Source organism: Citrobacter amalonaticus (genome assembly GCF_037053465.1).
In the GTDB taxonomy this organism is placed as follows: domain Bacteria; phylum Pseudomonadota; class Gammaproteobacteria; order Enterobacterales; family Enterobacteriaceae; genus Citrobacter_A; species Citrobacter_A amalonaticus_H.
This window is the reverse complement of the sequence record NZ_JBALIF010000002.1, coordinates 262,558-286,993: the sequence shown is the minus strand read 5'-3', so window position 1 is coordinate 286,993 and position 24,436 is coordinate 262,558. Positions and strand designations below refer to the sequence as shown.

The 24,436-nt window shown below is 56.8% G+C and carries 23 protein-coding genes and 1 riboswitch; of the genes, 17 read left to right on the top strand and 6 right to left on the bottom strand.

Annotated features, from left to right (window positions below; translation table 11 throughout):
- Positions 1-16 precede the first annotated feature (16 nt).
- Positions 17-1,012 (top strand): 6-phosphogluconolactonase, encoded by a 996-nt coding sequence (pgl, locus tag WB371_RS04135; RefSeq protein ID WP_336218855.1) that lies wholly within the window; start codon positions 17-19, stop codon positions 1,010-1,012.
- 57 nt (positions 1,013-1,069) lie between these two features.
- Here the strand turns inward: pgl and WB371_RS04130 are convergent, their stop codons facing one another.
- Positions 1,070-2,353: a putative acyl-CoA thioester hydrolase gene (locus WB371_RS04130; protein WP_336218854.1), complete on the bottom strand. Its 1,284-nt coding sequence runs from the start codon at positions 2,351-2,353 to the stop codon at positions 1,070-1,072.
- A gap of 222 nt (positions 2,354-2,575) precedes the next feature.
- Here WB371_RS04130 and hutI point away from each other — a divergent pair, with 222 nt between their 5' ends.
- The 5 genes from hutI to hutH all read left to right on the top strand — a co-directional run bounded on the left by hutI (position 2,576) and on the right by hutH (position 8,866).
- Positions 2,576-3,799, top strand: a complete 1,224-nt coding sequence (hutI, locus tag WB371_RS04125) for an imidazolonepropionase (protein ID WP_336218853.1) — start codon at positions 2,576-2,578, stop codon at positions 3,797-3,799.
- Entirely contained in the window at positions 3,796-4,737 is a 942-nt protein-coding gene (hutG, locus tag WB371_RS04120) for a formimidoylglutamase (protein WP_336218852.1), read from the top strand. The genes hutI and hutG overlap by 4 nt, the downstream gene beginning before the upstream one ends.
- A gap of 25 nt (positions 4,738-4,762) precedes the next feature.
- Positions 4,763-5,488, top strand: coding sequence for a histidine utilization repressor (locus tag WB371_RS04115; protein ID WP_336218851.1), 726 nt, complete (start codon positions 4,763-4,765; stop codon positions 5,486-5,488).
- Positions 5,489-5,658: 170 nt separating this feature from the next.
- The gene (gene hutU, locus WB371_RS04110; RefSeq protein ID WP_336218850.1) at positions 5,659-7,344 is read left to right on the top strand and encodes a urocanate hydratase; all 1,686 of its coding nucleotides are present in this window, start codon (positions 5,659-5,661) and stop codon (positions 7,342-7,344) included.
- Position 7,345: 1 nt separating this feature from the next.
- Positions 7,346-8,866 (top strand): histidine ammonia-lyase, encoded by a 1,521-nt coding sequence (gene hutH, locus WB371_RS04105; protein WP_336218849.1) that lies wholly within the window; start codon positions 7,346-7,348, stop codon positions 8,864-8,866.
- 39 nt (positions 8,867-8,905) lie between these two features.
- Here hutH and bioA read toward each other — a convergent pair whose 3' ends face one another.
- Complete coding sequence (bioA, locus tag WB371_RS04100; protein WP_336218848.1) at positions 8,906-10,195, bottom strand: adenosylmethionine--8-amino-7-oxononanoate transaminase; 1,290 nt, start codon at positions 10,193-10,195, stop codon at positions 8,906-8,908.
- 76 nt (positions 10,196-10,271) lie between these two features.
- On the opposite strand from bioA, the gene bioB reads away from it, so the two are divergent.
- From bioB to uvrB, 5 genes are all read left to right on the top strand, one after another.
- A complete protein-coding gene (bioB, locus tag WB371_RS04095) occupies positions 10,272-11,312 on the top strand; it encodes a biotin synthase BioB (protein WP_336218847.1) in 1,041 nt (346 codons plus the stop codon).
- Entirely contained in the window at positions 11,309-12,466 is a 1,158-nt protein-coding gene (gene bioF, locus WB371_RS04090) for an 8-amino-7-oxononanoate synthase (protein ID WP_336218846.1), read from the top strand. The genes bioB and bioF overlap by 4 nt, the downstream gene beginning before the upstream one ends.
- Entirely contained in the window at positions 12,450-13,205 is a 756-nt protein-coding gene (gene bioC / locus WB371_RS04085) for a malonyl-ACP O-methyltransferase BioC (protein ID WP_336218845.1), read from the top strand. Before bioF ends, bioC begins: the two co-directional genes overlap by 17 nt.
- Positions 13,198-13,884: a dethiobiotin synthase gene (gene bioD, locus WB371_RS04080; protein ID WP_336218844.1), complete on the top strand. Its 687-nt coding sequence runs from the start codon at positions 13,198-13,200 to the stop codon at positions 13,882-13,884. Before bioC ends, bioD begins: the two co-directional genes overlap by 8 nt.
- Before the next feature lie 564 nt (positions 13,885-14,448).
- Positions 14,449-16,470 carry an excinuclease ABC subunit UvrB gene (uvrB, locus tag WB371_RS04075; RefSeq protein ID WP_336218843.1) on the top strand — a complete coding sequence of 674 codons (2,022 nt, stop codon included), beginning with the start codon at positions 14,449-14,451 and terminating at the stop codon, positions 16,468-16,470.
- A gap of 56 nt (positions 16,471-16,526) precedes the next feature.
- Here the strand turns inward: uvrB and yvcK are convergent, their stop codons facing one another.
- Positions 16,527-17,435, bottom strand: coding sequence for a uridine diphosphate-N-acetylglucosamine-binding protein YvcK (yvcK, locus tag WB371_RS04070; protein ID WP_336218842.1), 909 nt, complete (start codon positions 17,433-17,435; stop codon positions 16,527-16,529).
- A gap of 267 nt (positions 17,436-17,702) precedes the next feature.
- A riboswitch (molybdenum cofactor riboswitch) is annotated at positions 17,703-17,845 on the top strand.
- Here yvcK and moaA point away from each other — a divergent pair.
- From moaA to WB371_RS04040, 6 genes are all read left to right on the top strand, one after another.
- Positions 17,833-18,822: a GTP 3',8-cyclase MoaA gene (gene moaA / locus WB371_RS04065; protein WP_336218841.1), complete on the top strand. Its 990-nt coding sequence runs from the start codon at positions 17,833-17,835 to the stop codon at positions 18,820-18,822. It overlaps the preceding riboswitch by 13 nt.
- A gap of 25 nt (positions 18,823-18,847) precedes the next feature.
- A complete protein-coding gene (gene moaB / locus WB371_RS04060; RefSeq protein WP_336218840.1) occupies positions 18,848-19,360 on the top strand; it encodes a molybdenum cofactor biosynthesis protein B in 513 nt (170 codons plus the stop codon).
- A 2-nt stretch (positions 19,361-19,362) separates the two neighbouring features.
- Positions 19,363-19,848: a cyclic pyranopterin monophosphate synthase MoaC gene (gene moaC, locus WB371_RS04055; protein ID WP_336218839.1), complete on the top strand. Its 486-nt coding sequence runs from the start codon at positions 19,363-19,365 to the stop codon at positions 19,846-19,848.
- On the top strand, positions 19,841-20,086 hold the full coding sequence (moaD, locus tag WB371_RS04050) for a molybdopterin synthase sulfur carrier subunit (RefSeq protein WP_336218838.1): 246 nt from the start codon (positions 19,841-19,843) through the stop codon (positions 20,084-20,086). Before moaC ends, moaD begins: the two co-directional genes overlap by 8 nt.
- 1 nt (position 20,087) lies before the next feature.
- Entirely contained in the window at positions 20,088-20,540 is a 453-nt protein-coding gene (gene moaE / locus WB371_RS04045; protein WP_336218837.1) for a molybdopterin synthase catalytic subunit MoaE, read from the top strand.
- A 54-nt stretch (positions 20,541-20,594) separates the two neighbouring features.
- Entirely contained in the window at positions 20,595-21,299 is a 705-nt protein-coding gene (locus WB371_RS04040; protein WP_336218836.1) for a Bax inhibitor-1/YccA family protein, read from the top strand.
- Positions 21,300-21,378: 79 nt separating this feature from the next.
- On the opposite strand, the gene WB371_RS04035 is transcribed toward WB371_RS04040, so the two are convergent.
- Genes WB371_RS04035 through WB371_RS04025 form a run of 3 tightly spaced genes read right to left on the bottom strand, consistent with a single transcriptional unit; the run spans position 21,379 to position 24,340 of the window.
- Entirely contained in the window at positions 21,379-22,341 is a 963-nt protein-coding gene (locus WB371_RS04035; protein ID WP_336218835.1) for a YbhN family protein, read from the bottom strand.
- The gene (gene clsB, locus WB371_RS04030; RefSeq protein WP_336218834.1) at positions 22,341-23,582 is read right to left on the bottom strand and encodes a cardiolipin synthase ClsB; all 1,242 of its coding nucleotides are present in this window, start codon (positions 23,580-23,582) and stop codon (positions 22,341-22,343) included. Before clsB ends, WB371_RS04035 begins: the two co-directional genes overlap by 1 nt.
- Positions 23,579-24,340 (bottom strand): endonuclease/exonuclease/phosphatase family protein, encoded by a 762-nt coding sequence (locus tag WB371_RS04025; protein ID WP_336218833.1) that lies wholly within the window; start codon positions 24,338-24,340, stop codon positions 23,579-23,581. The genes clsB and WB371_RS04025 overlap by 4 nt, the downstream gene beginning before the upstream one ends.
- Positions 24,341-24,436 lie beyond the last annotated feature (96 nt).

Below are 24,436 nucleotides of genomic sequence, written 5' to 3'. Positions count from 1 at the left end.
AAGCAAAGGAGCATTCATGAAGCAAACCGTTTATACCGCCAGTCCTGAGAGCCAACAGATCCATGTCTGGAGCCTGAATCACGATGGCGCGTTGACGCTGGTACAGGTGGTTGATGTGCCTGGACAGGTCCAGCCGATGGTGGTCAGCCCCGATAAGCGTTATCTCTATGTGGGCGTGCGTCCTGAATTTCGCGTACTGGCTTACCGGATTTCGCCTGATGATGGTGCGCTAACGTTTGCCGCTGAATCTGCGCTGCCGGGCAGCCCGACGCACATTTCCACCGATCGCCACGGGCGTTTTGTGTTTGTCGGTTCTTACAATGCCGGCAACGTCAGCGTCACGCGTCTGGAAGACGGCCTGCCGGTTGAGCTTGTGGATGTGGTGGAAGGGCTGGAGGGCTGTCACTCCGCCAATATCTCTCCGGATAACCGCACCCTGTGGGTGCCCGCGTTAAAACAGGATCGTATTTGCCTGTTTACACTCAGCGATGATGGCAAGCTGGTGGCGCAGGAGCCAGCGGAAGTGACGACCGTTGACGGTGCAGGACCCCGCCACATGGCGTTCCATCCGAATCAGCAATACGCCTACTGCGTCAATGAGCTAAACAGTTCTGTTGACGTCTGGGCGCTGAAAGATCCGCATGGACATATTGAGTGCGTGCAGACTCTGGACATGATGCCGGCGGACTTCTCAGACACCCGTTGGGCGGCGGACATCCACATTACGCCGGATGGGCGCCATCTGTATGCCTGCGATCGTACCGCCAGCCTGATTACCGTGTTCAGCGTTTCGGAAGATGGCAGCGTGTTGACCAAAGAGGGCTTCCAGCCGACTGAAACGCAACCGCGTGGTTTCAATGTTGACCACAGTGGGAAATACCTGATTGCCGCCGGGCAGAAATCACACCATATCGCCGTGTATGCGATTAACGGTGAACAGGGGCTGTTAACGGAGAAAGGGCGTTATGCGGTAGGCCAGGGGCCGATGTGGGTGGTGGTTAACGCGTACTGACAAAAATGTGCAGACGTTGATAAAAAACCGGCATCTTATGATGCCGGTTTTTTTGGCTTACTGCTTCGGTTCTGCCACTACTTTGCTGCCCACACCGCGGTTATTGTATTCCCACATGCGGTTAAAGCTTGAGTCGTTCAGGTTGCGCTGGATCTCGCCTTTATCATCCTTCGCACCGGTATTGCCCACGAAAGGACGTTTAGAGATAACCGCGTCAGCCCACGGCTTCGCCATGTTAAAGCCTTCGTTGATCACGCTGTCGCGGATCACCACCTGTCCGTTGGTGTTGCCATCAACATCCAGCGAGCGGCCCAGTTGCGCCACGCCATCTCCGGCAGCGGTAAAGCGGCTGTTGGTGGCGAGGAAACCGTAGTAAATGTTCGACAATGTTGCCGGTGCAAAGACGTACGCTTCCTGCTGGGTACGGGAGTTCACTACGCGGAAATCGGTGTTCTCGAACACCACGGCGCCACGACCGGAAACAATATCCACATCCCCTTCGATATAGCTGTTGGTCACCAGTGTACGCGGCTGGCGATCGTTTTCCAGACGGTTCTGCACACCGCTGTTGGTCACAAAGAAGGTATTCTGGCGACCGAGAATATTCACATTGTTAATCTGTACCTTGTCGCCATCGGTACGCAGTGCGACGGCCGGGTGGTTACCCGCATCTACGCTGTCGCCCAGGTTGTTTTCGACCGTCAGGTTCTGCAATTGCAGACCGGCGTTCTGAGACCACAGAACGGCAGAACACATCACGCCGATGTTGGCGCTGCGCTTGCTCTGACAGTTGTCAAACATGTACCAGGCCGGTTTGCCAGGCATATATTTACCGCCCGGATTCACCGTGTGACGCCAGTCAGCGGTGCTCATCTCGCCGTCAATCGCCGCGCCAATCTTCACATCTAATGGTTTTTCACCCGTTCCGTACAACGTCAGGCTGCCCGGCGCTGCCGGGATATACACCGTTCCCTGATACTCGCCCGGCATAATCGCAATGTACTGACGCTTATTGGTACGTGTGGTGATTGCCGCATCCACCGCGGCCTGAATCGTGGTATGGGTGACGCCCTGCGTATCGGCCGGGCCGACAACGAAGTCAGGTTGCGCAGGCAGAGAAATAGAGGACGGCGTCCACGGCGCAGCGTTTGGCGTCAGCGAAGAGAAATAGGTCTTCGCGTCGAAATTCTGTGCTTCACTGGCCGATAAAATCGGACGCGAGGCGGTGCCTGGCGCAGTTTGATCGGAAGGAATTTGATCCGGCGGGGTCGAGCTACAGGCGGTCAGCGTCACGCCGAAAGCCAGTGCCAGCGCCAGACGGGAAACTGATGATGTGTTCACGAGTTGCTCCGGGCTAGAAAAGTATCCATTGAAGCCTGCTTTTTTATACTAAGTTGAGCAAAACGGGAAGGTGAAAAGCTAAAAAGTTGTTTTTTAAACCACTACTGTCGGGCTCTTCGCGTCTCAATGTCACAATTAAATAACATTTTCTTGCTGGATGATTGACTTCCCGCCTGCAATCTCAAATAAATGTCTATACAACCTAAGACAAGTGGAGAGCGCATGCGACACCTCTTACCTGACGATACGCTGTGGCGAAATCTTCGTCTGGCCACGCTCGACCCGAACCGGCAAACGCCCTATGGCATGCTGGACCAGCATGCGCTGATTATTCGTGATGGACGCATTCAGGCCATTGTGCCGGAATCCTCTCTGCCGGCTTCTCACGCTAAAACCTATGACCTGCAGGGACGGCTCGTGACGCCGGGACTGATTGACTGCCATACGCATCTGGTGTTTGGCGGCAACCGCGCCAGTGAGTGGGAACAGCGGCTGAACGGCGTGTCGTATCAGCAAATCAGCGCGCAGGGTGGTGGAATCAATGCCACCGTGATGGCAACCCGTGCCGCCACGGAGGAGACGCTCTTTGCCTGCGCTCAGGCGAGAGTCGCTCGCCTGATCCGCGAGGGCGTGACGCTACTTGAGGTTAAGTCCGGCTATGGCCTGAATCTGGATACAGAAGAGAAAATATTGCGTGTCGCCGCCCGCTTGGCCAGAGAAAACCCTGTTGATATCAGCCCAACGCTACTGGCGGCGCACGCCGTTCCGCCTGAGTATCGGGACAACCCGGATGGCTACATTACTCTCGTTTGCGAAACGATACTGCCGCAATTGTGGGAAAAAGGGCTGTATGAGGCGGTTGATCTGTTTTGCGAAAGCGTCGGTTTTACGCTGGTGCAGAGTGAACGGGTATTACGTGCGGCGCAGGCGATGGGTATTCCGGTGAAAGGCCATGTCGAGCAGTTGTCTTTGCTCGGCGGGACGCAACTGGTCAGCCGCTATCAGGGACGCTCTGCGGATCACATCGAATATCTCGATGAAGCGGGCGTTGCGGCAATGCGCCGCAGCGGTACCGTTGGGGTACTACTGCCGGGGGCGTTTTATTTTCTCAAAGAGACGCAGCGCCCGCCTGTTGAATGGCTACGTCGCTACCAGGTCCCTATGGCGGTGGCGACTGATTTCAATCCCGGCACCAGCCCGTTTATCAGCCTGCATCTGGCGATGAACATGGCCTGCGTTCAGTTTGGGTTGACGTCGGAAGAGGTCTGGGCGGGCGTCACTCGTCATGCGGCTCAGGCGCTGGGGCGCCAGGCGACGCACGGACAGTTAAAAGAGGGCTACGTGGCGGATTTTAACGTCTGGGATGCAGACTATCCCGTGGAAATCCTCTACGAACCTGGACGCAACCCGCTGTATCAACGCGTATTTCGAGGACAAATCACATGACGCAATGGGAACCCACCGCACCGGAATTATGGCAGGGACGTGATGACCGCGGTGAAGCGGCAAACGCGCTGCGTCTGTTTCAGACGATAACGCGCAGTTCGACATTTTCACCGCAAAACTATCGCGATAGGATAGCCTTACTGGGCTTCGCCTGTGATGAAGGGGTTAAGCGTAATCATGGCCGTCCGGGGGCCGCAGGCGCGCCGGATGCGCTGCGCAAAGCGCTGGCAAATATGGCCAGTCACGCCGGGCATGAGCGGTTGGTGGATATGGGCAATCTGCTCGCCCCGACGCCGGATCTGGAAGGGGCGCAGCAGGCGCTGCGTGATGCGGTGGTTCAGTGCCAGCAGGCCGGGATGCGCACGTTTGTCCTCGGCGGCGGGCATGAAACGGCATTCGGTCACGGGGCGGGCATTCTTGAGTCGTTTCCTGACGCACGGGTGGGGATCATTAATCTCGATGCGCATCTGGATCTGCGCTGCAGCGAACGGGCGACGTCCGGCACGCCGTTTCGTCAACTGGCGCAGCTTTGCGATCGGCAACAGCGCGAGTTTCATTACGCCTGTTTCGGCGTCAGTCGGGCGGCCAATACCCAGGCGCTGTGGGATGAAGCGCAGAAACGCAATGTGCTGGTCATCGAAGATCTACAGTGCCGTGATGCGCTGGAGCCGCTGACGACCTTTATTCAGCGTATGGATAAACTCTATCTGACTGTCGATCTCGACGTGCTGCCCGTCCAGGAGATGCCCGCTGTGTCGGCGCCGTCGGCGCTGGGCGTCCCGCTGTTTACGCTGCTGCAACTGATCGCGCCAATTTGTCGCAGCGGGAAACTCCAGGCAGTGGACATGGTTGAATTTAATCCGCGTTTTGATCATGATGATCAGTCGGCACGCGTGGCGGCACGGCTTGGCTGGCAAATCGCCCACTGGTGGCTGTAACCGACTGATAAGGGAAAACGCATCCATGACACTCTCACGTCCCCGTTCTGTTCCCGCGCCGTTTTACGAAACGGTCAAACGGGAGATTGGTGAAAAGATCGCCAGCGGCGTCTGGCAGCCGCACGATCGTATTCCGTCGGAAGCGGAACTGGTGGCGCAGTATGGCTTTAGCAGAATGACCATCAACCGTGCGCTGCGTGAACTGACCGACGAAGGCATGTTGGTGCGTCTGCAGGGGGTGGGGACGTTTGTCGCAGAGCCGAAAGGCCAGTCTGCGCTGTTTGAAATTCGCAGTATCGCCGATGAAATTGCCGCCCGTTCGCATAAGCACCACTGCGAGGTGCTGGTGCTGGAAAAAACGCCCGCTACAGCGCGCCAGGCAGCGGCGCTGAATGTGGCTGAGGGTACCACGATTTTCCACTCCGTGATGGTTCATTTTGAAAACGATCTGCCGGTACAAATTGAAGATCGCTGCGTCAATGCGGTCATCGTTCCGGAGTATCTGGTTCAGGACTACAGCCAGACTACGGCGCATGCCTATCTGTCGCTGATTGCCCCCCTCACCGAAGGTGAGCACATCGTTGAAGCGGTGCGTGCGACGGCGCAAGAGTGCGCATTGCTGGATATCAGTGAGACCGATCCCTGTCTGCTTATTCGGCGTACCACCTGGTCTGCGACGCAGATTGTCTCCCACGCACGGCTGCTTTTCCCCGGCTCCCGCTACCGCTTACAGGGGCATTTTACGTCCTGAATGGTTCCCCCCGTAAAAGCGTGATTGCAGACGCAATATAACAAAAATGTATCTTTTTTGTTAAATTCACTCTTGTTATGTCTTGTATAGACAAGTATACCTTAGCCCAACACCCACCCATTTCGATTGCCGGAAAAACTTATCCGGCGCGCCAGTGAGGAGTCGCAGTTATGTCTCATAGCAAGTATCGTCAGCAGGATATCCGCGCCCCGCGCGGGACGACTCTGACGGCCAAATCCTGGTTGACCGAAGCGCCGCTGCGCATGTTGATGAATAATCTGGATCCTGATGTCGCTGAAAACCCGCATGAACTGGTGGTCTACGGTGGAATAGGGCGCGCGGCCCGTGACTGGGCATGTTACGACGCGATCGTTAAGGCGCTGACCGAACTGGACGATGACGAAACGCTGCTGGTGCAGTCAGGTAAACCGGTCGGGGTTTTTAAAACCCATCAACATGCCCCGCGTGTGCTGATTGCCAACTCCAATCTGGTGCCGCACTGGGCGACCTGGGAACATTTCAACGAACTCGATGCGAAAGGGCTGGCGATGTACGGTCAGATGACGGCCGGAAGCTGGATCTACATCGGCAGTCAGGGAATTGTGCAGGGCACCTACGAGACGTTTGTCGAAGCAGGGCGGCAGCACTATGACGGTAATCTGCGTGGGCGCTGGGTGCTGACTGCCGGTCTGGGCGGTATGGGAGGCGCACAGCCTCTGGCGGCAACGCTCGCGGGTGCCTGCTCGCTCAACATCGAATGCCAGCAGAGTCGTATCGATTTCCGTCTGCGCACAGGTTATGTCGATGAACAGGCCACTTCTCTTGATGATGCGCTGGCGCGAATCGAAAAATATACCCGTGAAGGCAGCGCGGTGTCGATTGCCCTGTGCGGTAACGCGGCGGATATTTTGCCTCAACTGGTAAAACGCGGCGTGCGCCCGGACCTGGTGACCGATCAGACCAGCGCGCACGATCCCCTGCATGGTTATCTGCCTTCCGGCTGGCGCTGGGAAGAATATCAGCAGAAAGCGTTCACTGACCCGCAGGGTACGGTGGAGGCGGCGAAGCGCTCAATGGCGAAACACGTTGAGGCGATGCTGGCGTTCAGCGAAATGGGCGTGCCAACGTTTGATTACGGCAATAATATCCGCCAGATGGCAAAAGAGATGGGCGTGGAAAATGCCTTTGCGTTTCCCGGATTTGTACCGGCCTATATCCGTCCGCTGTTTTGCCGCGGCATCGGACCGTTCCGCTGGGTGGCGCTGTCCGGCGATCCGCAGGATATTTACAAAACCGACGCCAAAGTCAAAGAGATTGTGGCAGATGATGAACATCTCCATCGCTGGCTGGACATGGCGCGCGAGCGCATTCATTTTCAGGGATTGCCCGCGCGTATCTGCTGGGTGGGACTTGAATGGCGCCAGAAACTTGGTCTGGCGTTCAATGAAATGGTGCGCCGCGGGGAAGTCTCAGCACCGATTGTCATCGGTCGTGACCATCTTGATTCCGGTTCGGTCGCCAGCCCGAACCGTGAAACGGAGGCAATGCGCGATGGCTCTGACGCGGTTTCCGACTGGCCATTGCTTAATGCGCTGCTCAATACCGCCAGCGGCGCCACCTGGGTGTCACTGCATCATGGCGGCGGGGTGGGAATGGGCTTCTCACAGCATGCCGGGATGGTGATTGTTTGTGACGGCAGCGATGAGGCGGCAGAGCGGATTGCCAGGGTGCTGCATAACGATCCGGCGACGGGCGTCATGCGTCACGCCGATGCGGGCTATGACATTGCCATCGCCTGCGCTGCTGAGCAGCGACTGAATCTCCCAATGGTTACGCAAACGCAGGGGAAACGCTGATATGAAGACCCTAACCTTAACGCCAGGCCATCTGAGCTTTTCACAACTGCGTGAGGTCTGGCAGCAGCCAGTTACGCTGCGTCTCGATGAGAGTGCTGTTGACGGAATCAACGCCAGCGTGGCGTGTGTGAACACCATTGTTGCCGAGGGGCGCACCGCCTACGGTATCAACACCGGTTTTGGCCTGCTGGCGCAAACGCGCATTGCCAATGAGGATCTGCAGAATCTGCAACGTTCGCTGGTGTTGTCTCATGCGGCTGGCGTCGGCGAGGCGTTAGATGATGCGCTGGTGCGCCTGATCATGGTGCTCAAAATTAACAGCCTTGCCCGCGGTTTTTCCGGTATTCGCCTGAGCGTGATAGAGGCGCTGATAGCGCTGGTGAATGCCGAAGTCTGGCCGCTGATCCCGGCAAAGGGCTCGGTGGGGGCATCGGGTGACTTAGCGCCGCTGGCCCATATGTCACTTACGCTGTTAGGCGAGGGCAAAGCGCGCTGGCAAGGTGAGTGGCTCGACGCGACGGACGCGTTAAAGAAAGCCGGACTGGAGCCGATTACCCTGGAGGCAAAAGAAGGACTGGCATTGCTTAACGGCACCCAGGCGTCGACGGCGTTTGCGCTGCGCGGACTGTTTGAAGCACAGGAGCTGTTTGCGTCGGCTATCGTGTGCGGATCGTTAACCACCGAAGCGGTGCTGGGATCCCGCCGGCCATTTGATGCGCGCATTCATGCCGCACGCGGACAGCGTGGACAAATTGACGCGGCGGCGCTGTATCGCCATCTGTTGACGGAAACCAGCGCGCTGTCTCAGTCACACCACAACTGTGAAAAAGTGCAGGATCCGTATTCGCTGCGCTGTCAGCCTCAGGTAATGGGGGCATGTCTGACGCAGATGCGCCAGGCGATGGAGGTTTTGCTGGTGGAAGCCAACGCGGTTTCTGATAACCCGCTGGTCTTTGCGGATGAAGGCGATGTTATCTCCGGGGGGAATTTTCACGCCGAACCCGTGGCGATGGCGGCGGATAATCTGGCGCTGGCGATTGCCGAAATTGGCGCGCTGTCTGAACGCAGGATTGCGCTGATGATGGACAAACATATGTCGCAACTGCCGCCCTTCCTTGTGAAAAACGGCGGGGTGAACTCCGGCTTTATGATTGCCCAGGTCACGGCAGCGGCGCTGGCCAGTGAGAACAAAGCGCTGGCGCATCCGCACAGCGTTGACAGCCTGCCCACCTCGGCAAACCAGGAAGATCATGTGTCGATGGCGCCGGCGGCGGGGCGCAGGCTGTGGGAAATGGCGGCAAATACCCGTGGCGTGCTGGCGGTGGAGTGGCTGGCGGCCTGTCAGGGAATCGATTTACGCGAGGGGCTAACCTCAAGCCCGTTACTGGAGCAGGCGCGAACGGCATTACGTGAACAGGTGGCGCATTATACCCAGGATCGTTTTTTCGCCCCGGACATTGAGCGTGCCACGCGATTGCTGGCGCAGGGGGTTTTACTGAAATTCGTACCGGCGTTTCTTTGATACATTGCCGGATGGCGCTAACGCTTATCCGGCCTACAATCAGGCGTTAAAAAATGTTTCTTCGCGTACAGCCTCATTCACGGCCTGCGTCAGACGGCGCAGTTGTCCGGGTTGAATCAGGTAGGGCGGCATCAGGTAGATAAGCTTACCAAACGGACGGATCCACACGCCGCGCTGCACAAAGAATTTCTGCAAGGCCGCCATATTGACCGGATGCGTGGTTTCCACCACGCCAATCGCGCCGAGCACGCGCACGTCCGCGACCCACGGAGAATTCAGTGCCGGGGCAAGTTCCCGGCGTAGCTGCGCTTCAATAGCCGAAACCTGCTGCTGCCAGTCGCCGGATTCCAGCAGAGACAGACTGGCGGTCGCCACCGCGCAGGCCAGTGGATTGCCCATAAACGTCGGGCCGTGCATAAAACAGCCCGCCTCGCCGTTGCTGATGGTGTCTGCCACCTCACGCGTGGTCAGCGTAGCGGAGAGCGTCATCGTTCCGCCGGTCAGCGCTTTGCCCAGACAGAGAATATCAGGTGTAATCCCGGCGTGTTCACAGGCAAACAGTTTACCCGTGCGGCCAAATCCGGTAGCAATCTCGTCAGCAATCAGCAGGATCCCCTCGCGGTCGCACATTTTACTGATACGCCGCAACCACTCCGGGTGATACATGCGCATGCCTCCCGCGCCCTGGACGATGGGTTCCAGAATCACCGCGGCGATCTCCTGGCGATGCGCCGCCATCAGGCGCGCGAAGGCCACCATGTCGCGCTCGTCCCACTCGCCGTTCATCCGGCTTTGCGGCGCCGGGGCAAAGAGGTTTTCCGGTAGATAGCCCTTCCACAGACTGTGCATGGAGTTATCCGGATCGCAGACCGACATGGCGCCGAACGTATCGCCGTGATAGCCGTTACGGAACGTCAGGAAGCGCTGGCGGGATTCTCCTTTCGCCTGCCAGTATTGCAGCGCCATTTTCATCGCCACTTCCACTGCGACGGACCCGGAATCGGCGAGGAAAACACACTCCAGCGAGGCGGGCGTCATGGCGACCAGTTTGCGGCACAGGTTGATGGCCGGAGCATGGGTGATCCCGCCGAACATCACATGCGACATAGCGTCGATCTGCGTTTTCATTGCCGCGTTAAGCTGCGGGTGGTTGTAGCCGTGAATGGCGGCCCACCATGACGACATACCGTCAATCAGGCGTTCACCACTGGATAAAATCAGTTCGCAGCCTTCCGCCCGTTCAACCGGGTAGACCGGTAGCGGAGAGGTCATGGAGGTGTAGGGGTGCCAGATGTGGCGCCGATCGAAAGCGAGATCGTCCGTTGTCATAATCGACTTGTAAACCAAATTAAAAACATTTAGGTTTACGAGTCTACACCGTTCTCACAACAAAACGTATAAAATTATGACTCACCATTCTCGCTGGACACTGTCGCAAGTCACCGAATTATTTGAAAAACCGCTGCTGGATCTGCTGTTTGAAGCTCAGCGTATTCACCGTCAGCACTTCGATCCCCGTCAGGTTCAGGTCAGCACGCTGCTGTCAATCAAGACCGGCGCCTGCCCGGAAGATTGCAAATACTGCCCGCAAAGTTCGCGCTATAAAACCGGCCTTGAGGCTGAGCGGTTAATGGAAGTGGAGCAGGTGCTGGACTCGGCGCGCAAAGCGAAGAACGCGGGATCGACGCGATTCTGCATGGGGGCGGCGTGGAAAAACCCGCATGAGCGCGACATGCCCTATCTGGAACAGATGGTTCAGGGGGTGAAAGCGATGGGGCTTGAAGCCTGCATGACCCTCGGCACGCTCAATGAATCACAGGCGCAGCGGCTGGCGGAGGCGGGACTGGATTATTACAACCACAACCTTGATACTTCTCCGGAGTTTTACGGCAACATCATCACCACCCGTTCCTATCAGGAGCGTCTTGATACCCTGGATAAAGTGCGTGAAGCCGGGATTAAAGTCTGCTCCGGCGGCATTGTCGGACTGGGGGAAACGGTAAAAGACCGCGCCGGATTGCTGCTGCAACTCGCCAACCTGCCCACGCCGCCGGAAAGCGTTCCGATCAACATGCTGGTGAAGGTGAAAGGGACGCCGCTGGCGGATAACGACGACGTGGATGCGTTTGATTTTATCCGCACCATTGCCGTGGCGCGTATCATGATGCCTACCTCTTATGTGCGCCTCTCTGCCGGTCGTGAGCAGATGAACGAGCAAACCCAGGCCATGTGCTTTATGGCGGGCGCGAACTCCATTTTCTACGGCTGCAAACTGCTTACCACGCCAAACCCGGAAGAGGATAAAGATCTCCAGCTCTTCCGTAAACTGGGGCTGAACCCGCAACAAACCGCGGTGCTGGCAGGGGATAACGAGCAGCAACAGCGTCTGGAACAGGCGCTGAGGACACCGGATACCGACGATTATTACAACGCGGCAGCCCTATGACCTGGCAACAAAAAATCGACGATGCGCTGGCGGCGCGTCGTTCGGCTGACGCTTTGCGCCGTCGCGATGCCGTGACCCAGGGAGCGGGGCGCTGGCTGGAGGCGGACAACCAGCGCTATCTCAATTTCTCCAGCAATGACTATCTCGGCCTGAGCCATCATCCACACATTGTCCGCGCCTGGCAGCAGGGCGCGGCGCGTTTTGGCGTCGGCAGCGGCGGCTCGGGCCACGTCAGCGGCTATTCCATCGCTCATCAGCAACTGGAAGAGGCGCTGGCGGACTGGCTGGAGTATCCGCGCGCGCTGTTGTTCATCTCCGGCTTTGCTGCGAATCAGGCGGTGATTACCGCGCTGATGGCTAAAGACGACCGGATTGTCGCCGATCGTCTCAGCCATGCGTCGTTGCTGGAAGCGGCCAGCCTCAGCCCCGCTTCGCTTCGCCGCTTCACCCATAACGATGTGTCGCATCTGGCCCGGCTGCTGGATGGTCCCTGTTCAGGGCAACAACTGGTGGTGACCGAAGGCGTATTCAGTATGGATGGCGACATCGCACCGCTGGCGAAAATCCACCAAGCCGCCCGGACACGCAACGCCTGGCTGCTGGTGGACGACGCTCACGGTATCGGCGTCAGCGGAAAAGAGGGACGCGGAAGTTGCTGGCAGCAGCAGGTCAAACCGGAACTGCTGGTGGTGACCTTCGGCAAAGGGTTTGGCGTCGGTGGGGCGGCGATCCTCTGTTCTGAAAGCGTTGCCGATTATTTGCTGCAATTCGCCCGCCACCTGATTTACAGCACCAGTATGCCGCCGGCTCAGGCGATGGCGTTGCAGGCTTCACTGGCAGTGATCCGCAGTGCGGAAGGTGATGCGCGAAGGGAAAAACTGAATTCGCTGATCCAGCGTTTTCGCGCCGCGGTCGATCGCACGGACTTTGCGTTAGCGGAGTCGGCCTGCGCCATCCAGCCGCTGATTGTCGGCGAGAATACCCGGGCGCTACGACTGGCGAACACTTTGCGCCGCCAGGGGTGCTGGGTGACGGCCATTCGCCCACCGACGGTGCCTGCTGGGACGGCGCGCCTGCGTCTGACGCTGACGCAGGATCATGAGCCTGAGGATATCGATCGTTTGCTGGAGGTGCTGCATGGCGCAGGTCAATAAGCAGGCGATCGCGGCGGCGTTTGGTCGTGCGGCAGCGCACTATGAGCAGCACGCCGTATTACAGCGACGCAGCGCCGATGCGCTTCTGGCGCAGCTCCCGGCTCGTTCGTTTGCGCGCGTCCTGGACGCGGGGTGCGGTCCGGGCCGTTTAAGCCGCTACTGGCGCGACCGGGGAAGCCGGGTCACAGCGCTGGATCTCTCGGCACAAATGCTGGACGAGGCGCGACGGCAGGATGTGGCGCACTACTACCTTGCCGGGGATATCGAATCATTACCGTTAGCCACCGCGACGTTCGATCTGGCCTGGAGCAATCTGGCGGTGCAGTGGTGTCACGATTTGCCCCAGGCTCTCCGCGAACTCTACCGGGTGGTCCGGCCCGGCGGTTATCTGGCGTTCACCACGCTGCTTGAGGATTCGCTACCGGAACTACACCAGGCCTGGCGGGCAGTGGATAACCGCGCCCATGCCAACCGCTTTTTATCTTATGAAACGCTCTGTGACGCAGTGGGCGGCTGGCAGGGCCATTGCCAGTCACTCACCCTGACGCTGGCGTTTGACGATGCGCTAAGCGCCATGCGTTCGCTGAAAGGCATTGGCGCAACCCATTTGCATGAGGGGCGCGAGGCGCGTGTTTTGACCCGCTCTCAGCTACAGCAGTTACAACTGGCCTGGCCGCAGCGGGAGGGAAAATCCCCCCTGACGTACCATCTTTTTACCGGAGTGATTGAACGTGATTAAACGCTATTTTGTCACCGGCACCGACACGGAAGTCGGCAAAACCGTTGCCAGTTGCGCTTTGCTGCAGGCGGCGAACGGTCTGGGATACCGGACCGCCGGGTATAAACCGGTGGCCTCAGGCAGTGAGATGACCCCCGAAGGACTCCGTAACAGCGACGCGCTGGCGCTACAGCGTAACAGCAGCGTGCTGCTCGACTATGCCGCGGTGAATCCTTACACCTTTGCGGAACCGACGTCGCCGCATATCGTCAGCGCCGGGGAGGGGAAACCCATTCGTACGTCCGTTATGTCCGAGGGATTGCGGGCACTGGAATCCCGGGCTGAGTGGGTACTGGTGGAAGGGGCGGGCGGCTGGTTTACCCCGCTTGCGGATACGTTGACTTTCGCTGACTGGGTGCAGCGCGAGCGGTTACCGGTCATTCTGGTAGTGGGGGTGAAGCTCGGGTGTATTAACCATGCGATGCTCACCGCGCTGGCTGTGCAGCAGGCTGGATTGTCTCTGGCGGGATGGGTCGCCAATGACATCACGCCGCCGGGAAAGCACCATCAGGCGTATATGACAACACTTACCAGTCTTATCCCGGCGCCGTTGCTGGGTGAAATCCCATGGCTTGCGGAAAAGGCGGAGCATTCATCCACAGGACAATATCTGGATCTCTCGTCTCTGGCGCAACAGTAAAAGGTGAAAATACGAGCAAGATCTCGTTTGCGCCTGGCATTTCGTTAGCTGATAAAAATCAAAATTTAGCGATATTTTTTTTTTATCGTTCTCTCCAGGGGGAATTAAGCGAAATTGCCAGGCGGCGGTCCGTACGGGCTGCACGCAGTTATCCACCATTCCTGTGGATAACCTTGTGTATTAGAGTTAGAAAACGCAGGGTAAGCGAGAGAATACGCGGCTTTCAGCCGAATTGATGCGAAAGGCGTCTTTGGGAAATATCCCTTATTTAATAATGCGTTAGATAAAAGCAATGCCTGTCAGAGTCCGGTTGCTGGATGTCAGAAATCTTACAGGGCAGCTCTTGACAATGTTAACGAAGTTATTGGTCTGGGGATAACACGGCTTCACAGTGGAATATCTTGCCAGCGGTGAAATTTCATCCACCTTCAGTTCGGTTTTTATGCGCGTAACACAAATATTATGAGGCGTTACTGTTTTTTCATCCAGTATATTTTACTGGCAATATTATCCTCTGCGAGTAAAATTACACTCCTGCCCGCCCATTCCTTCAGGTAGCTGCCCATGAGTAAACCGTTCAAACTGAATTCCTCCTTTAAACCGTCAGGCGATCAGCCTGAGGCGATACGACGTCTGGAAGAAGGGCTGGAAGACGGCCTGGCGCATCAGACGCTGCTTGGCGTAACGGGGTCAGGGAAAACGTTCACCATCGCCAACGTGATTGCCGATTTGCAGCGTCCGACAATGGTGCTGGCACCCAACAAAACGCTGGCGGCGCAGTTGTATGGCGAGATGAAGGAGTTTTTCCCGGAAAATGCCGTCGAGTATTTCGTCTCCTACTACGACTATTACCAACCGGAGGCGTATGTTCCCAGTTCCGACACCTTCATCGAAAAAGATGCCTCGGTAAACGAACACATTGAGCAGATGCGTCTGTCGGCGACCAAAGCGCTGCTGGAACGCCGTGACGTGGTGGTGGTGGCTTCTGTGTCCGCCATCTACGGTCTGGGCGATCCGGACTTATACCTGAAGATGATGCTGCATTTGACGGTGGGAATGCTCATCGACCAGCGGGCGATTCTGCGCCGCCTCGCCGAGCTGCAATACACCCGCAACGATCAGGCTTTCCAGCGCGGCACGTTCCGTGTGCGTGGCGAGGTGATCGATATCTTCCCGGCGGAGTCCGATGACATTGCGCTGCGCGTGGAGCTGTTTGATGAAGAAGTGGAGCGCCTGTCACTGTTTGATCCGCTGACCGGGCAAGTAGAGTCGACTATTTCACGCTACACCATCTACCCGAAAACCCACTACGTTACGCCACGTGAGCGGATTTTGCAGGCGATGGAAGAGATCAAAGAAGAACTGGCCGAGCGCCGAAAAGTGCTGCTGGCTAATGACAAACTGCTGGAAGAGCAGCGCCTGAGCCAACGGACCCAGTTTGATCTGGAGATGATGAACGAACTGGGCTACTGCTCGGGGATTGAAAACTACTCGCGCTTTCTCTCCGGGCGTGGGCCGGGTGAACCGCCGCCGACCCTGTTTGACTACTTGCCTGCAGACGGTTTGCTGGTGGTGGATGAATCGCACGTGACGATCCCGCAGATTGGCGGGATGTACCGTGGCGATCGGGCGCGTAAAGAGACGCTGGTAGAGTACGGCTTCCGTCTGCCTTCCGCGTTGGATAACCGGCCATTAAAATTTGAAGAGTTTGAAGCGCTGGCCCCGCAGACCATCTACGTATCGGCGACGCCGGGCAACTATGAACTGGAAAAATCCGGTGGTGACGTGGTGGATCAGGTGGTTCGTCCGACAGGCTTGCTGGATCCGGTCATTGAAGTGCGTCCGGTGGCGACGCAGGTGGACGATCTGCTTTCTGAGATCCGCATCCGCGCGGCAGTGAACGAGCGTGTGCTGGTGACCACCTTAACCAAGCGTATGGCGGAAGATCTGACCGAATATCTGGAAGAGCACGGCGAGCGGGTGCGCTATCTGCACTCGGACATTGATACCGTGGAACGTATGGAGATCATTCGTGACCTGCGTCTGGGCGAGTTTGACGTGCTGGTGGGGATCAACCTGTTGCGTGAAGGCCTGGATATGCCAGAGGTGTCGCTGGTGGCGATTCTTGATGCTGATAAAGAGGGGTTCCTGCGCTCTGAACGTTCGCTGATCCAGACCATTGGTCGCGCGGCGCGAAACGTCAACGGCAAGGCGATCCTTTACGGCGATAAGATCACGGCCTCAATGGCGAAGGCGATCGGCGAAACCGAACGTCGCCGTGAGAAACAGCAGCTTTACAATGAAGAACACGGCATTACGCCACAGGGTCTGAATAAGAAAGTGGTGGATATTCTGGCGCTGGGGCAGAACATTGCGAAAACCAAAGCGAAGGGCAGAGGCAAATCGCGCTCAGCGGCTGCGTCGGATGTGGTGGAAATGGACCTGTCGCCGAAAGCGTTGCAGCAGAAGATTCATGAACTGGAAGGGCAGATGATGCAACATGCGCAGAACCTGGAGTTCGAAGAGGCCGCACAAATCCGCGACCAGCTACATCAACTGCGCGAACTGTTTATTGCCGCATCGTAGTTCAGGGCCAGGCTTTGTAGGCCGGATAAGCGAAGCGCCATCCGGCAATAAAATGCTCACCCCAGCGCCTGGACCGCTTTTTCCAGGGCGCTGTGCAGCAACTGGCGGTCATGACGATAAGGGATATCGCTGGCCTCCAGTACGTCCTGAATGACTACCCTGTCGCTGATTGCAGAGACATCCACCTTTGGCCCGACGACAACAGCGTCGATCACCTTCTTACCCACATACTGTTCCATAATGGTCAGTTTATCGATAAGCGTCAGGCTTGCGGCGGGGATGCTCAGTTCACGGCCTAAATTGCCGATATAGACCATCGGCGCCTGCGTGCGACGCAGCGCCTGCGCTAAATCATCCAGCAGCAGGATGGGCATCAGGCTGGTGTAAAAACTACCAGGGCCGATAATAATCAGATCCGCGTCGTTGATCGCCTGCACCGCCTCCCGGGTGGTGGGTACCTTCGGAGAGAGCATCAGCTCCTGTAACGGCGAGGTAAGCTGATCGATATTCACCTCGCCATACACCTCATGTCCCTGATCGTCGATAGCCATTAAATCCACCGGCAACTCCGACATGGGGATCAAATGCGCATCCACTTTCAGCAGATTGCGAATTAAATTGATGGCTTCGAGAGGCCGCACGCTCAGGTGATCGAGCGCCTTTAACATCAAGTTTCCGAGGTTATGGCCGGAAAGTTCGCCATTACCGCCAAAACGGTACTCAAACATGGCGGACGCCACGCTTGGCTCGGTGATTAACTGGTTGAGACAGTTGCGCATGTCGCCCCAGGCAATTCCTCCTTCTGATCGACGAATACGACCGGTCGAACCCCCATTATCAGTGGTGGTCACAATTCCGGTGAGGCGTGAGCCCAAAGAAGAAAGAGAAGAGAGAACGCGCCCTAATCCATGCCCTCCGCCGAGAGCAACGACACGATCCAGGTCAGCCAGCGTACGATTGCGCATAAAAATTCCTGAAGTCAGATTTACAGCGCTACAGTAGCGCAAACCGGGGGTTTTCAGCAATTCGGCAACGGCGCGAGAGTGAAATAAATACGGCTGAACACCCTCTTAGGGGTAGGACGTGACTGACCGCGAGATGATGTATATCAATGCAAAAGTGCTGTTTTTGCTTATCCTGTAGCGAAATAGCACGATCATGACGCTATGTATATGATTATATAACGTTAAGTGTGAATGGCATAATCTGCATTTACACGCTAGTATCGGCATAACCACAGTAAACACTCTAGCCTCTGCACCTAAGTCTCCCGATACGGTGTTTTGGCCGTGACAATGCAAACGCGTTGCCACCAGGGCGCAGGAAGAAATGACTCCGCCTCCCGTATTTGGAAAGGTGTACATGGCCTCACAACTGACCGATGCATTCGCGCGCAAGTTCTATTACTTGCGTCTGTCGATTACCGATGTGTGTAACTTTCGTTGCACCTACTGCCTGCCGGATGGCTATAAGCCGGGTGGCGTCACCAACAATGGCTTTCTCACCGTCGATGAAATTCGCCGGGTGACGCGTGCTTTTGCAAATCTGGGCACTGAAAAAGTGCGTCTGACCGGCGGCGAACCCTCGCTGCGCCGGGATTTCACGGACATTATTGCCGCCGTTCGCGAAAATAACGCCATTCGTCAGCTTGCGGTAACCACCAATGGTTATCGTCTGGCGCGCGATGCTGCTCACTGGCGCGATGCCGGGTTAACCGGGATTAACGTCAGCGTGGATAGCCTTGATGCGCGTCAGTTTCACGCTATCACCGGGCAGGATAAATTCCAGCAGGTGATGGCAGGCATTGATGCGGCCTTTGACGCTGGTTTTGACAAGGTCAAAGTCAACACCGTGCTGATGCGCGATGTGAACCATCATCAACTCGACACGTTTCTCGGCTGGATCCAGACGCGTCCCATTCAACTGCGCTTCATCGAACTGATGGAGACAGGCGAGGGCAGCGAACTTTTCCGCAAACATCACCTCTCCGGGCAGGTGCTGCGCGATGAATTACTGCGTCGCGGCTGGATCCACCAGTTGCGCCAGCGCAGTGACGGTCCGGCGCAGGTATTCTGCCACCCCGATTATGAGGGCGAGATTGGCCTCATCATGCCGTACGAGAAAGATTTTTGCGCCACCTGCAACCGTCTGCGCGTCTCTTCTGTCGGCAAACTCCATCTCTGTTTATTCGGCGAGGGCGGCGTCAGCCTGCGCGATCTGCTGGAAGACGACGGACAGCAAGCCGCGCTGGAAGCCCGGATTTCTCTGGCGCTGCGCGAGAAAAAGCAGACCCATTTCCTGCATCAAAACAATACCGGTATTACCCAGAACCTCTCATACATAGGCGGTTAACACCGCTTTGCACAAGGAGTTTTCCATGAGTCAGGTAAGCGCTGAATTTATCCCAACCCGCATTGCTATTCTGACGATATCCAATCGTCGTGGTGAAGAAGACGATACCTCTGGCCATTATCTGCGAGATTCCGCACAAGAGGCGGGACATCAGGTGATTGATAAAGCGATTGTTAAAGAGAACCGTTACGCCATTCGCGCACAGGTTTCCGCGTGGATTGCCCGTGATGATGTGCAGGTGGTATTGATTACCGGCGGCACCGGGCTGACGGATGGCGACCAGGCGCCGGAAGCGCTGCTGCCACTGTTTGACCGCGAAGTGGAAGGGTTTGGCGAAGTGTTTCGCATGTTGTCGTTTGAAGAGATTGGCACCGCAACGTTGCAGTCGCGCGCGGTGGCGGGCGTCGCTAACAAAACGTTGATCTTTGCGATGCCGGGCTCAACGAAAGCGTGCCGAACGGCCTGGGAAAATATCATTGCCCCCCAGCTTGATGCCCGCACGCGTCCCTGTAATTTTCACCCACATCTGAAGAAATAAGTATGTCGCAACTGACCCACATTAACGCCGCTGGCGAAGCGCATATGGTGGACGTCTCAGCCAAAGCCGAGACCGTTCGCGAGGCGCGCGCCGAAGCCTTTGTTACCATGCGCAGCGAAACGCTGGCGATGATCATCGACGGCAGCCATCACAAGGGTGATGTATTTGCCACTGCGCGTATCGCGGGAATTCAGGCGGCGAAACGCACCTGGGAGCTGATCCCGCTCTGTCATCCGCTGTTGTTGAGCAAAGTTGAGGTACAGCTGCAGGCAGAGCCTGAGAATAACCGTGTCCGTATCGAATCGCTGTGTCGTCTCTCCGGTAAAACCGGCGTGGAGATGGAAGCGTTAACGGCGGCGTCAGTGGCGGCGTTGACCATCTACGACATGTGTAAGGCCGTGCAAAAAGATATGGTGATTGGCCCGGTACGTCTGCTGGCGAAAAGCGGCGGTAAGTCCGGTGATTTTAAGGCGGACGCCCATGATTAAGGTTCTCTTTTTCGCCCAGGTGCGTGAACTGGTCGGTACTGATTCGCTGGAGGTGGCAGCGGATTTCCCAACGGTAGAAGCGCTGCGCCAGCATTTGGCAGGCAACAACAACCGTTGGGCGCTGGCGCTGGAAGACGGCAAGCTGCTTGCTGCGGTTAATCAGACGCTGGTGAGCTTTGATCATCCGCTAACGGCGGGGGATGAAGTGGCTTTCTTTCCTCCGGTCACCGGAGGCTGAGATGGCCGAAACGAAAATTGTTGTCGGGCCTGCGCCATTCAGCGTGGGCGAAGAGTATCCCTGGCTTGCCGAACGCGACGAAGACGGCGCGGTGGTCACCTTCACCGGTAAAGTGCGTAACCATAATCTTGGCGACAGCGTAAAGGCGCTGACCCTGGAGCACTATCCGGGCATGACGGAAAAGGCGCTGGCGGAGATTGTCGATAATGCGCGCGAGCGCTGGCCGCTGGGACGCGTCACTGTCATTCACCGGATTGGCGAACTGTGGCCTGGCGATGAGATCGTTTTTGTTGGCGTGACCAGTGCGCATCGCAGCAGCGCCTTTGAGGCCGGGCAGTTCATTATGGATTACCTGAAAACGCGTGCGCCGTTCTGGAAGCGCGAGGCGACGCCGGAAGGCGAGCGCTGGGTGGAAGCCCGCGACAGCGACCAGCAGGCGGCGAAGCGCTGGTAGCCTAAAATTGTGATACCCTTACATTGAGGTATCACTTTACATCAGGAGATTATCATGGACCGATTCCCTCGTTCCGAATCGATAGTACAGGCGCGTTCTGGCCTGCAAACCTATATGGCGCAAGTGTATGGCTGGATGACGGTCGGCCTGCTGCTCACCGCGTTTATTGCGTGGTATGCGGCGAATACGCCAGCTGTCATGATGTTTGTTTTTTCCAGTAAAATCACCTTCTTTGGTCTCGTCATTGCCCAACTGGCGCTGGTTTTTGTGCTGTCGGGGCTGGTGCATAAACTCAGTGCCGGAATGGCGACGACGCTGTTTATGCTCTATTCGGCGCTAACCGGACTCACGCTTTCCAGTATTTTTATCGTTTACACCTATTCCTCCATCGCCAGCACCTTCGTTGTGACGGGCGGGATGTTTGGCGTGATGAGCCTGTGGGGTTACACCACGAAGCGCGACCTCAGTGGCTGGGGCAACATGCTGTTTATGGCGCTGATCGGCATCATTCTGGCCTCACTGGTGAACTTCTGGTTGAAGAGTGAAGCGCTGATGTGGGCCGTCACGTATATCGGCGTGGTGGTGTTTGTGGGCCTGACTGCCTACGACACTCAGAAGCTGAAAAATATCGGTGAGCAGATTGATGTGCGCGACAGTTCGAATCTGCGTAAATATTCCATTCTTGGCGCGTTAACGCTGTATCTGGACTTTATCAACCTGTTCCTGATGCTGCTGCGTATCTTTGGCAACCGCCGCTGAGTCTGCTCTTCGCCTTATCTGGTCTACAAAATCCACCTGTAGGCCGGATAAGGCGTAGCCGCCATCCGGCAACACGTTGTCACTTCGCCATCGCTTTCTCGTTTTTTGCCCGCAACGTCTTCGCCCGGCTCTCCAGTACCAGATAACAGATCAGCGCCAGTAACAGGGGAATAAAGTAATAAAGCACGCGATACGCGAGCAGCGCGGCGATGATCGTGCCCTGTGACGTGTGTTCTCCGGCTAAAAGCGCGATAAATACCGCTTCCAGCACGCCAATTCCTGCCGGAATATGCACAATCACTCCGGCGATACTGCTGACCAGCAGTACGCCCAGCACAAAGAAGTAATTCACATTCTGCCCCATCAGCAGCCAGATGATTGCCCCCATCACCATCCAGTTGGCGCTGGAAATGGCCATCTGCGCCAGCGCAAACTTCCACGATGGCAGCACCAGCTTCTGCCCTTTAATCGTCATATGACGGCGTCTGGCGAAGGCGCAAAACCACAGATACGTGGCGATGGTTGCCAGCAATATCACGCCCAGAATACGTAGCGTACTCTCATCGATGTACCAGTGTGCGGGCAGTTCTACCACACCAAACGTAAAGATAATCCCGCCTAACAGAATATACCCCAGCCAGTTGGTGGTGATACTGAGTGAAAAAATGCGGGTGATGGTGCCGCCTGGCAGACCGAGGCGTGAATAGAGGCGGTAGCGCATACCGATACCGCCCACCCAGGTGCTGAGCGTCAGGTTAAAGGCGTAGCAGATAAACGACACCAGCATCACCTGCCGCCTGGCAAGCTTGTGCCCACAATAGACGCGCCCTAAAAGGTCATAGCAGCCATAGAGCAGATAGCTGAGAACCACCAGCCCAACGGCGCCCAGCAAGGCGACCCGGTTGTAATCGCGAATGACTGTCCACACCTCCTCCCAGTTCACTTTTTTGGCGTAGACGACCAGCAGCACGATGACGGCAATAAAAAACAGCCAGGTAAGGATCTTTTTCGCCAGCCGCCAGCGCGGATGTGATTTTGCCATCAGGGTTTGGCTCCTGTGTTTTGTACTTCCACGCGATCCTGGGTTTCCATCTCAGGCTGGACCGGCGGATCGACCTGCGCCAGGCGCGGAGTATGTGCCGGAAGCCAGCCGACCAGCGCCGGAAAATGGCGTAAAAAGTGGAATGCCAGTACGCTTTTGCTCAGGTTCCACCAGGTGCGTTCAGGTAGCATCGTTTCATCGACCCGCTTACAGTCTCGGGCAATAAGCGCGTTGAGGTTATCGCGCAACGTCTGGTTGAACTCTCTGTCGTGAATGATCAGGTTAGCTTCCAGATTGAGCGACAGGCTGAGCGGATCCAGATTGCTGGAGCCGACCGTTGCCCAGTGATCGTCCATGAGCGCGACCTTGCCATGCAGTGGCTTACGACGGTATTCGTAAACCTGGACATCGCCTTTTACCAGGTAGTTGTAGAGCAGGCGCGCACCGACTTTGACAATCGGCATGTCCGGTTCACCCTGCACAACCAGTTTTACCCGCACGCCCCGACGAGCCGCCTTGCGCATGGCGTGCAGTAAACGGTAGCCGGGAAAGAAATAGGCGTTCGCGATAATCACCTCGCGCCGCGCCTGGGTCAGCATTTTCAGATAGTGACGCTCAATATCATCGCGATGTTCATCGTTATCCCGCCAGACAAACAGCGCTTGTGCTTCGCCGGGCTGGCGATTCTCTTCTGCCGGATGATGGCGACGCCACCAGCGGCGCACCGCACTGTGCCCGGGGAGGTTTTCCACCTCAAATTGCAGAATGTCGGCGACCACAGGACCTTCCACCCGCACCGCGTAGTCCTGCTTGGCTTCGGGGCCGTAGTCCGACATATGCTCGGCGGAATAGTTAATCCCACCGACAAATGCCACGCGGTCATCAATCACGACGATTTTTCGGTGCATACGGCGAAAGACGTTAGTACGCATGCCGAAGAGACGGGGACGGGGATCGTAGTAGCGAAACACCACGCCTGCGGATGTCAGTTCGCCGACAAACGCATCGCTTAAATCCGGTGAGCCATAGCCGTCCAGCAGCACTTCCGCCTTCACGCCGCGTTTTGCCGCCTCCAGCAGGGCGGCATGAAGCTGTTTTCCCACCTCATCTTCAAACCAGATAAAGGTTTCCAGAATGATTTTTTGCTGCGCATCGGCCATTGCCGCAAAGACGGCGGGATAATACTGGTCACCGTTTTCCAGTAACTGAATCTGATTACCTTCACGCCAGCCACATTTCATAGATGGATCTCCGCGCTAAGGGGGGCATGGTCTGAGAGATGTCGCCAGTTACGCAGCGGCAGGGCCGTCGGCGAACTGGCATTGGCATTTTTCACGTAAATTCGATCGAGGCGCAGCAGCGGTAGGCTGACGGGAAACGTGCGCGCCGGGCGTCCGTGGGCGCGGGTGAAAATCTCCTCCAGCCCGGCGGACACGTTGAGCGGATGATTCGCCTTCTGCCGCCAGTCGTTAAAATCACCGGCTACGATCACGGGTTCGCCGTCGGGCAGCGCATTGACCCAGTCAGCCAGCATACTGAGCTGCGCCTGACGGTGCGATTCGCGCAAACCGAGGTGAACGCACATCACGTGTATCGGTTTATCAAGCCGGGGCGGGACAATACGGCAGTAGAGCACGCCGCGTTTTTCGCTTCCTGCGACCGAAACATCACGATTCTCATAGTGCTCAATCGGGTAGCGTGACAGCACGGCGTTCCCGTGATGCCCCTCCGGATAGACGGCGTTGCGCCCGTAGGCGTAGTCACTCCACATGGTGTCGGCGAGAAATTCGTAATGCGTGGTATCCGGCCAGTTTTCCACATGCAGTGGATGCACTTCATGCGCGCCCATCACCTCCTGCAGACACACAATGTCCGCACTGACCGTGCGAACGGCATCGCGCAGTTCCGGCAAAATGAAGCGCTTGTTAAAGGCGGTAAAGCCTTTGTGTGTATTAATGGTGAGCACTTTGAATGAAAAATTGCGCGTATGTTGATTCATTTTTCTCCTGTTCGCGTCACTATCCTGATTGAAATAGTGTAGTCGTCGTCACAAAAAGGTGCGGTGTTACGGAATTTTCCGTAAAGTGCGGTACTC

Excerpts from the sequence above, each read along its gene's own strand:
- pgl (WP_336218855.1), top strand. The coding sequence starts at position 17 with ATGAAGCAAACCGTTTATACCGCCAGTCCTGAGAGCCAACAGATCCAT.
- hutI (WP_336218853.1), top strand. The coding sequence starts at position 2,576 with ATGCGACACCTCTTACCTGACGATACGCTGTGGCGAAATCTTCGTCTG.
- hutG (WP_336218852.1), top strand. The coding sequence starts at position 3,796 with ATGACGCAATGGGAACCCACCGCACCGGAATTATGGCAGGGACGTGAT.
- WB371_RS04115 (WP_336218851.1), top strand. The coding sequence starts at position 4,763 with ATGACACTCTCACGTCCCCGTTCTGTTCCCGCGCCGTTTTACGAAACG.
- hutU (WP_336218850.1), top strand. The coding sequence starts at position 5,659 with ATGTCTCATAGCAAGTATCGTCAGCAGGATATCCGCGCCCCGCGCGGG.
- hutH (WP_336218849.1), top strand. The coding sequence starts at position 7,346 with ATGAAGACCCTAACCTTAACGCCAGGCCATCTGAGCTTTTCACAACTG.
- bioA (WP_336218848.1), bottom strand. The coding sequence starts at position 10,195 with ATGACAACGGACGATCTCGCTTTCGATCGGCGCCACATCTGGCACCCC.
- bioB (WP_336218847.1), top strand. The coding sequence starts at position 10,272 with ATGACTCACCATTCTCGCTGGACACTGTCGCAAGTCACCGAATTATTT.
- bioF (WP_336218846.1), top strand. The coding sequence starts at position 11,309 with ATGACCTGGCAACAAAAAATCGACGATGCGCTGGCGGCGCGTCGTTCG.
- bioC (WP_336218845.1), top strand. The coding sequence starts at position 12,450 with ATGGCGCAGGTCAATAAGCAGGCGATCGCGGCGGCGTTTGGTCGTGCG.
- uvrB (WP_336218843.1), top strand. The coding sequence starts at position 14,449 with ATGAGTAAACCGTTCAAACTGAATTCCTCCTTTAAACCGTCAGGCGAT.
- yvcK (WP_336218842.1), bottom strand. The coding sequence starts at position 17,435 with ATGCGCAATCGTACGCTGGCTGACCTGGATCGTGTCGTTGCTCTCGGC.
- moaA (WP_336218841.1), top strand. The coding sequence starts at position 17,833 with ATGGCCTCACAACTGACCGATGCATTCGCGCGCAAGTTCTATTACTTG.
- moaB (WP_336218840.1), top strand. The coding sequence starts at position 18,848 with ATGAGTCAGGTAAGCGCTGAATTTATCCCAACCCGCATTGCTATTCTG.
- moaC (WP_336218839.1), top strand. The coding sequence starts at position 19,363 with ATGTCGCAACTGACCCACATTAACGCCGCTGGCGAAGCGCATATGGTG.
- moaD (WP_336218838.1), top strand. The coding sequence starts at position 19,841 with ATGATTAAGGTTCTCTTTTTCGCCCAGGTGCGTGAACTGGTCGGTACT.
- moaE (WP_336218837.1), top strand. The coding sequence starts at position 20,088 with ATGGCCGAAACGAAAATTGTTGTCGGGCCTGCGCCATTCAGCGTGGGC.
- WB371_RS04040 (WP_336218836.1), top strand. The coding sequence starts at position 20,595 with ATGGACCGATTCCCTCGTTCCGAATCGATAGTACAGGCGCGTTCTGGC.
- WB371_RS04035 (WP_336218835.1), bottom strand. The coding sequence starts at position 22,341 with ATGGCAAAATCACATCCGCGCTGGCGGCTGGCGAAAAAGATCCTTACC.
- clsB (WP_336218834.1), bottom strand. The coding sequence starts at position 23,582 with ATGAAATGTGGCTGGCGTGAAGGTAATCAGATTCAGTTACTGGAAAAC.
- WB371_RS04025 (WP_336218833.1), bottom strand. The coding sequence starts at position 24,340 with ATGAATCAACATACGCGCAATTTTTCATTCAAAGTGCTCACCATTAAT.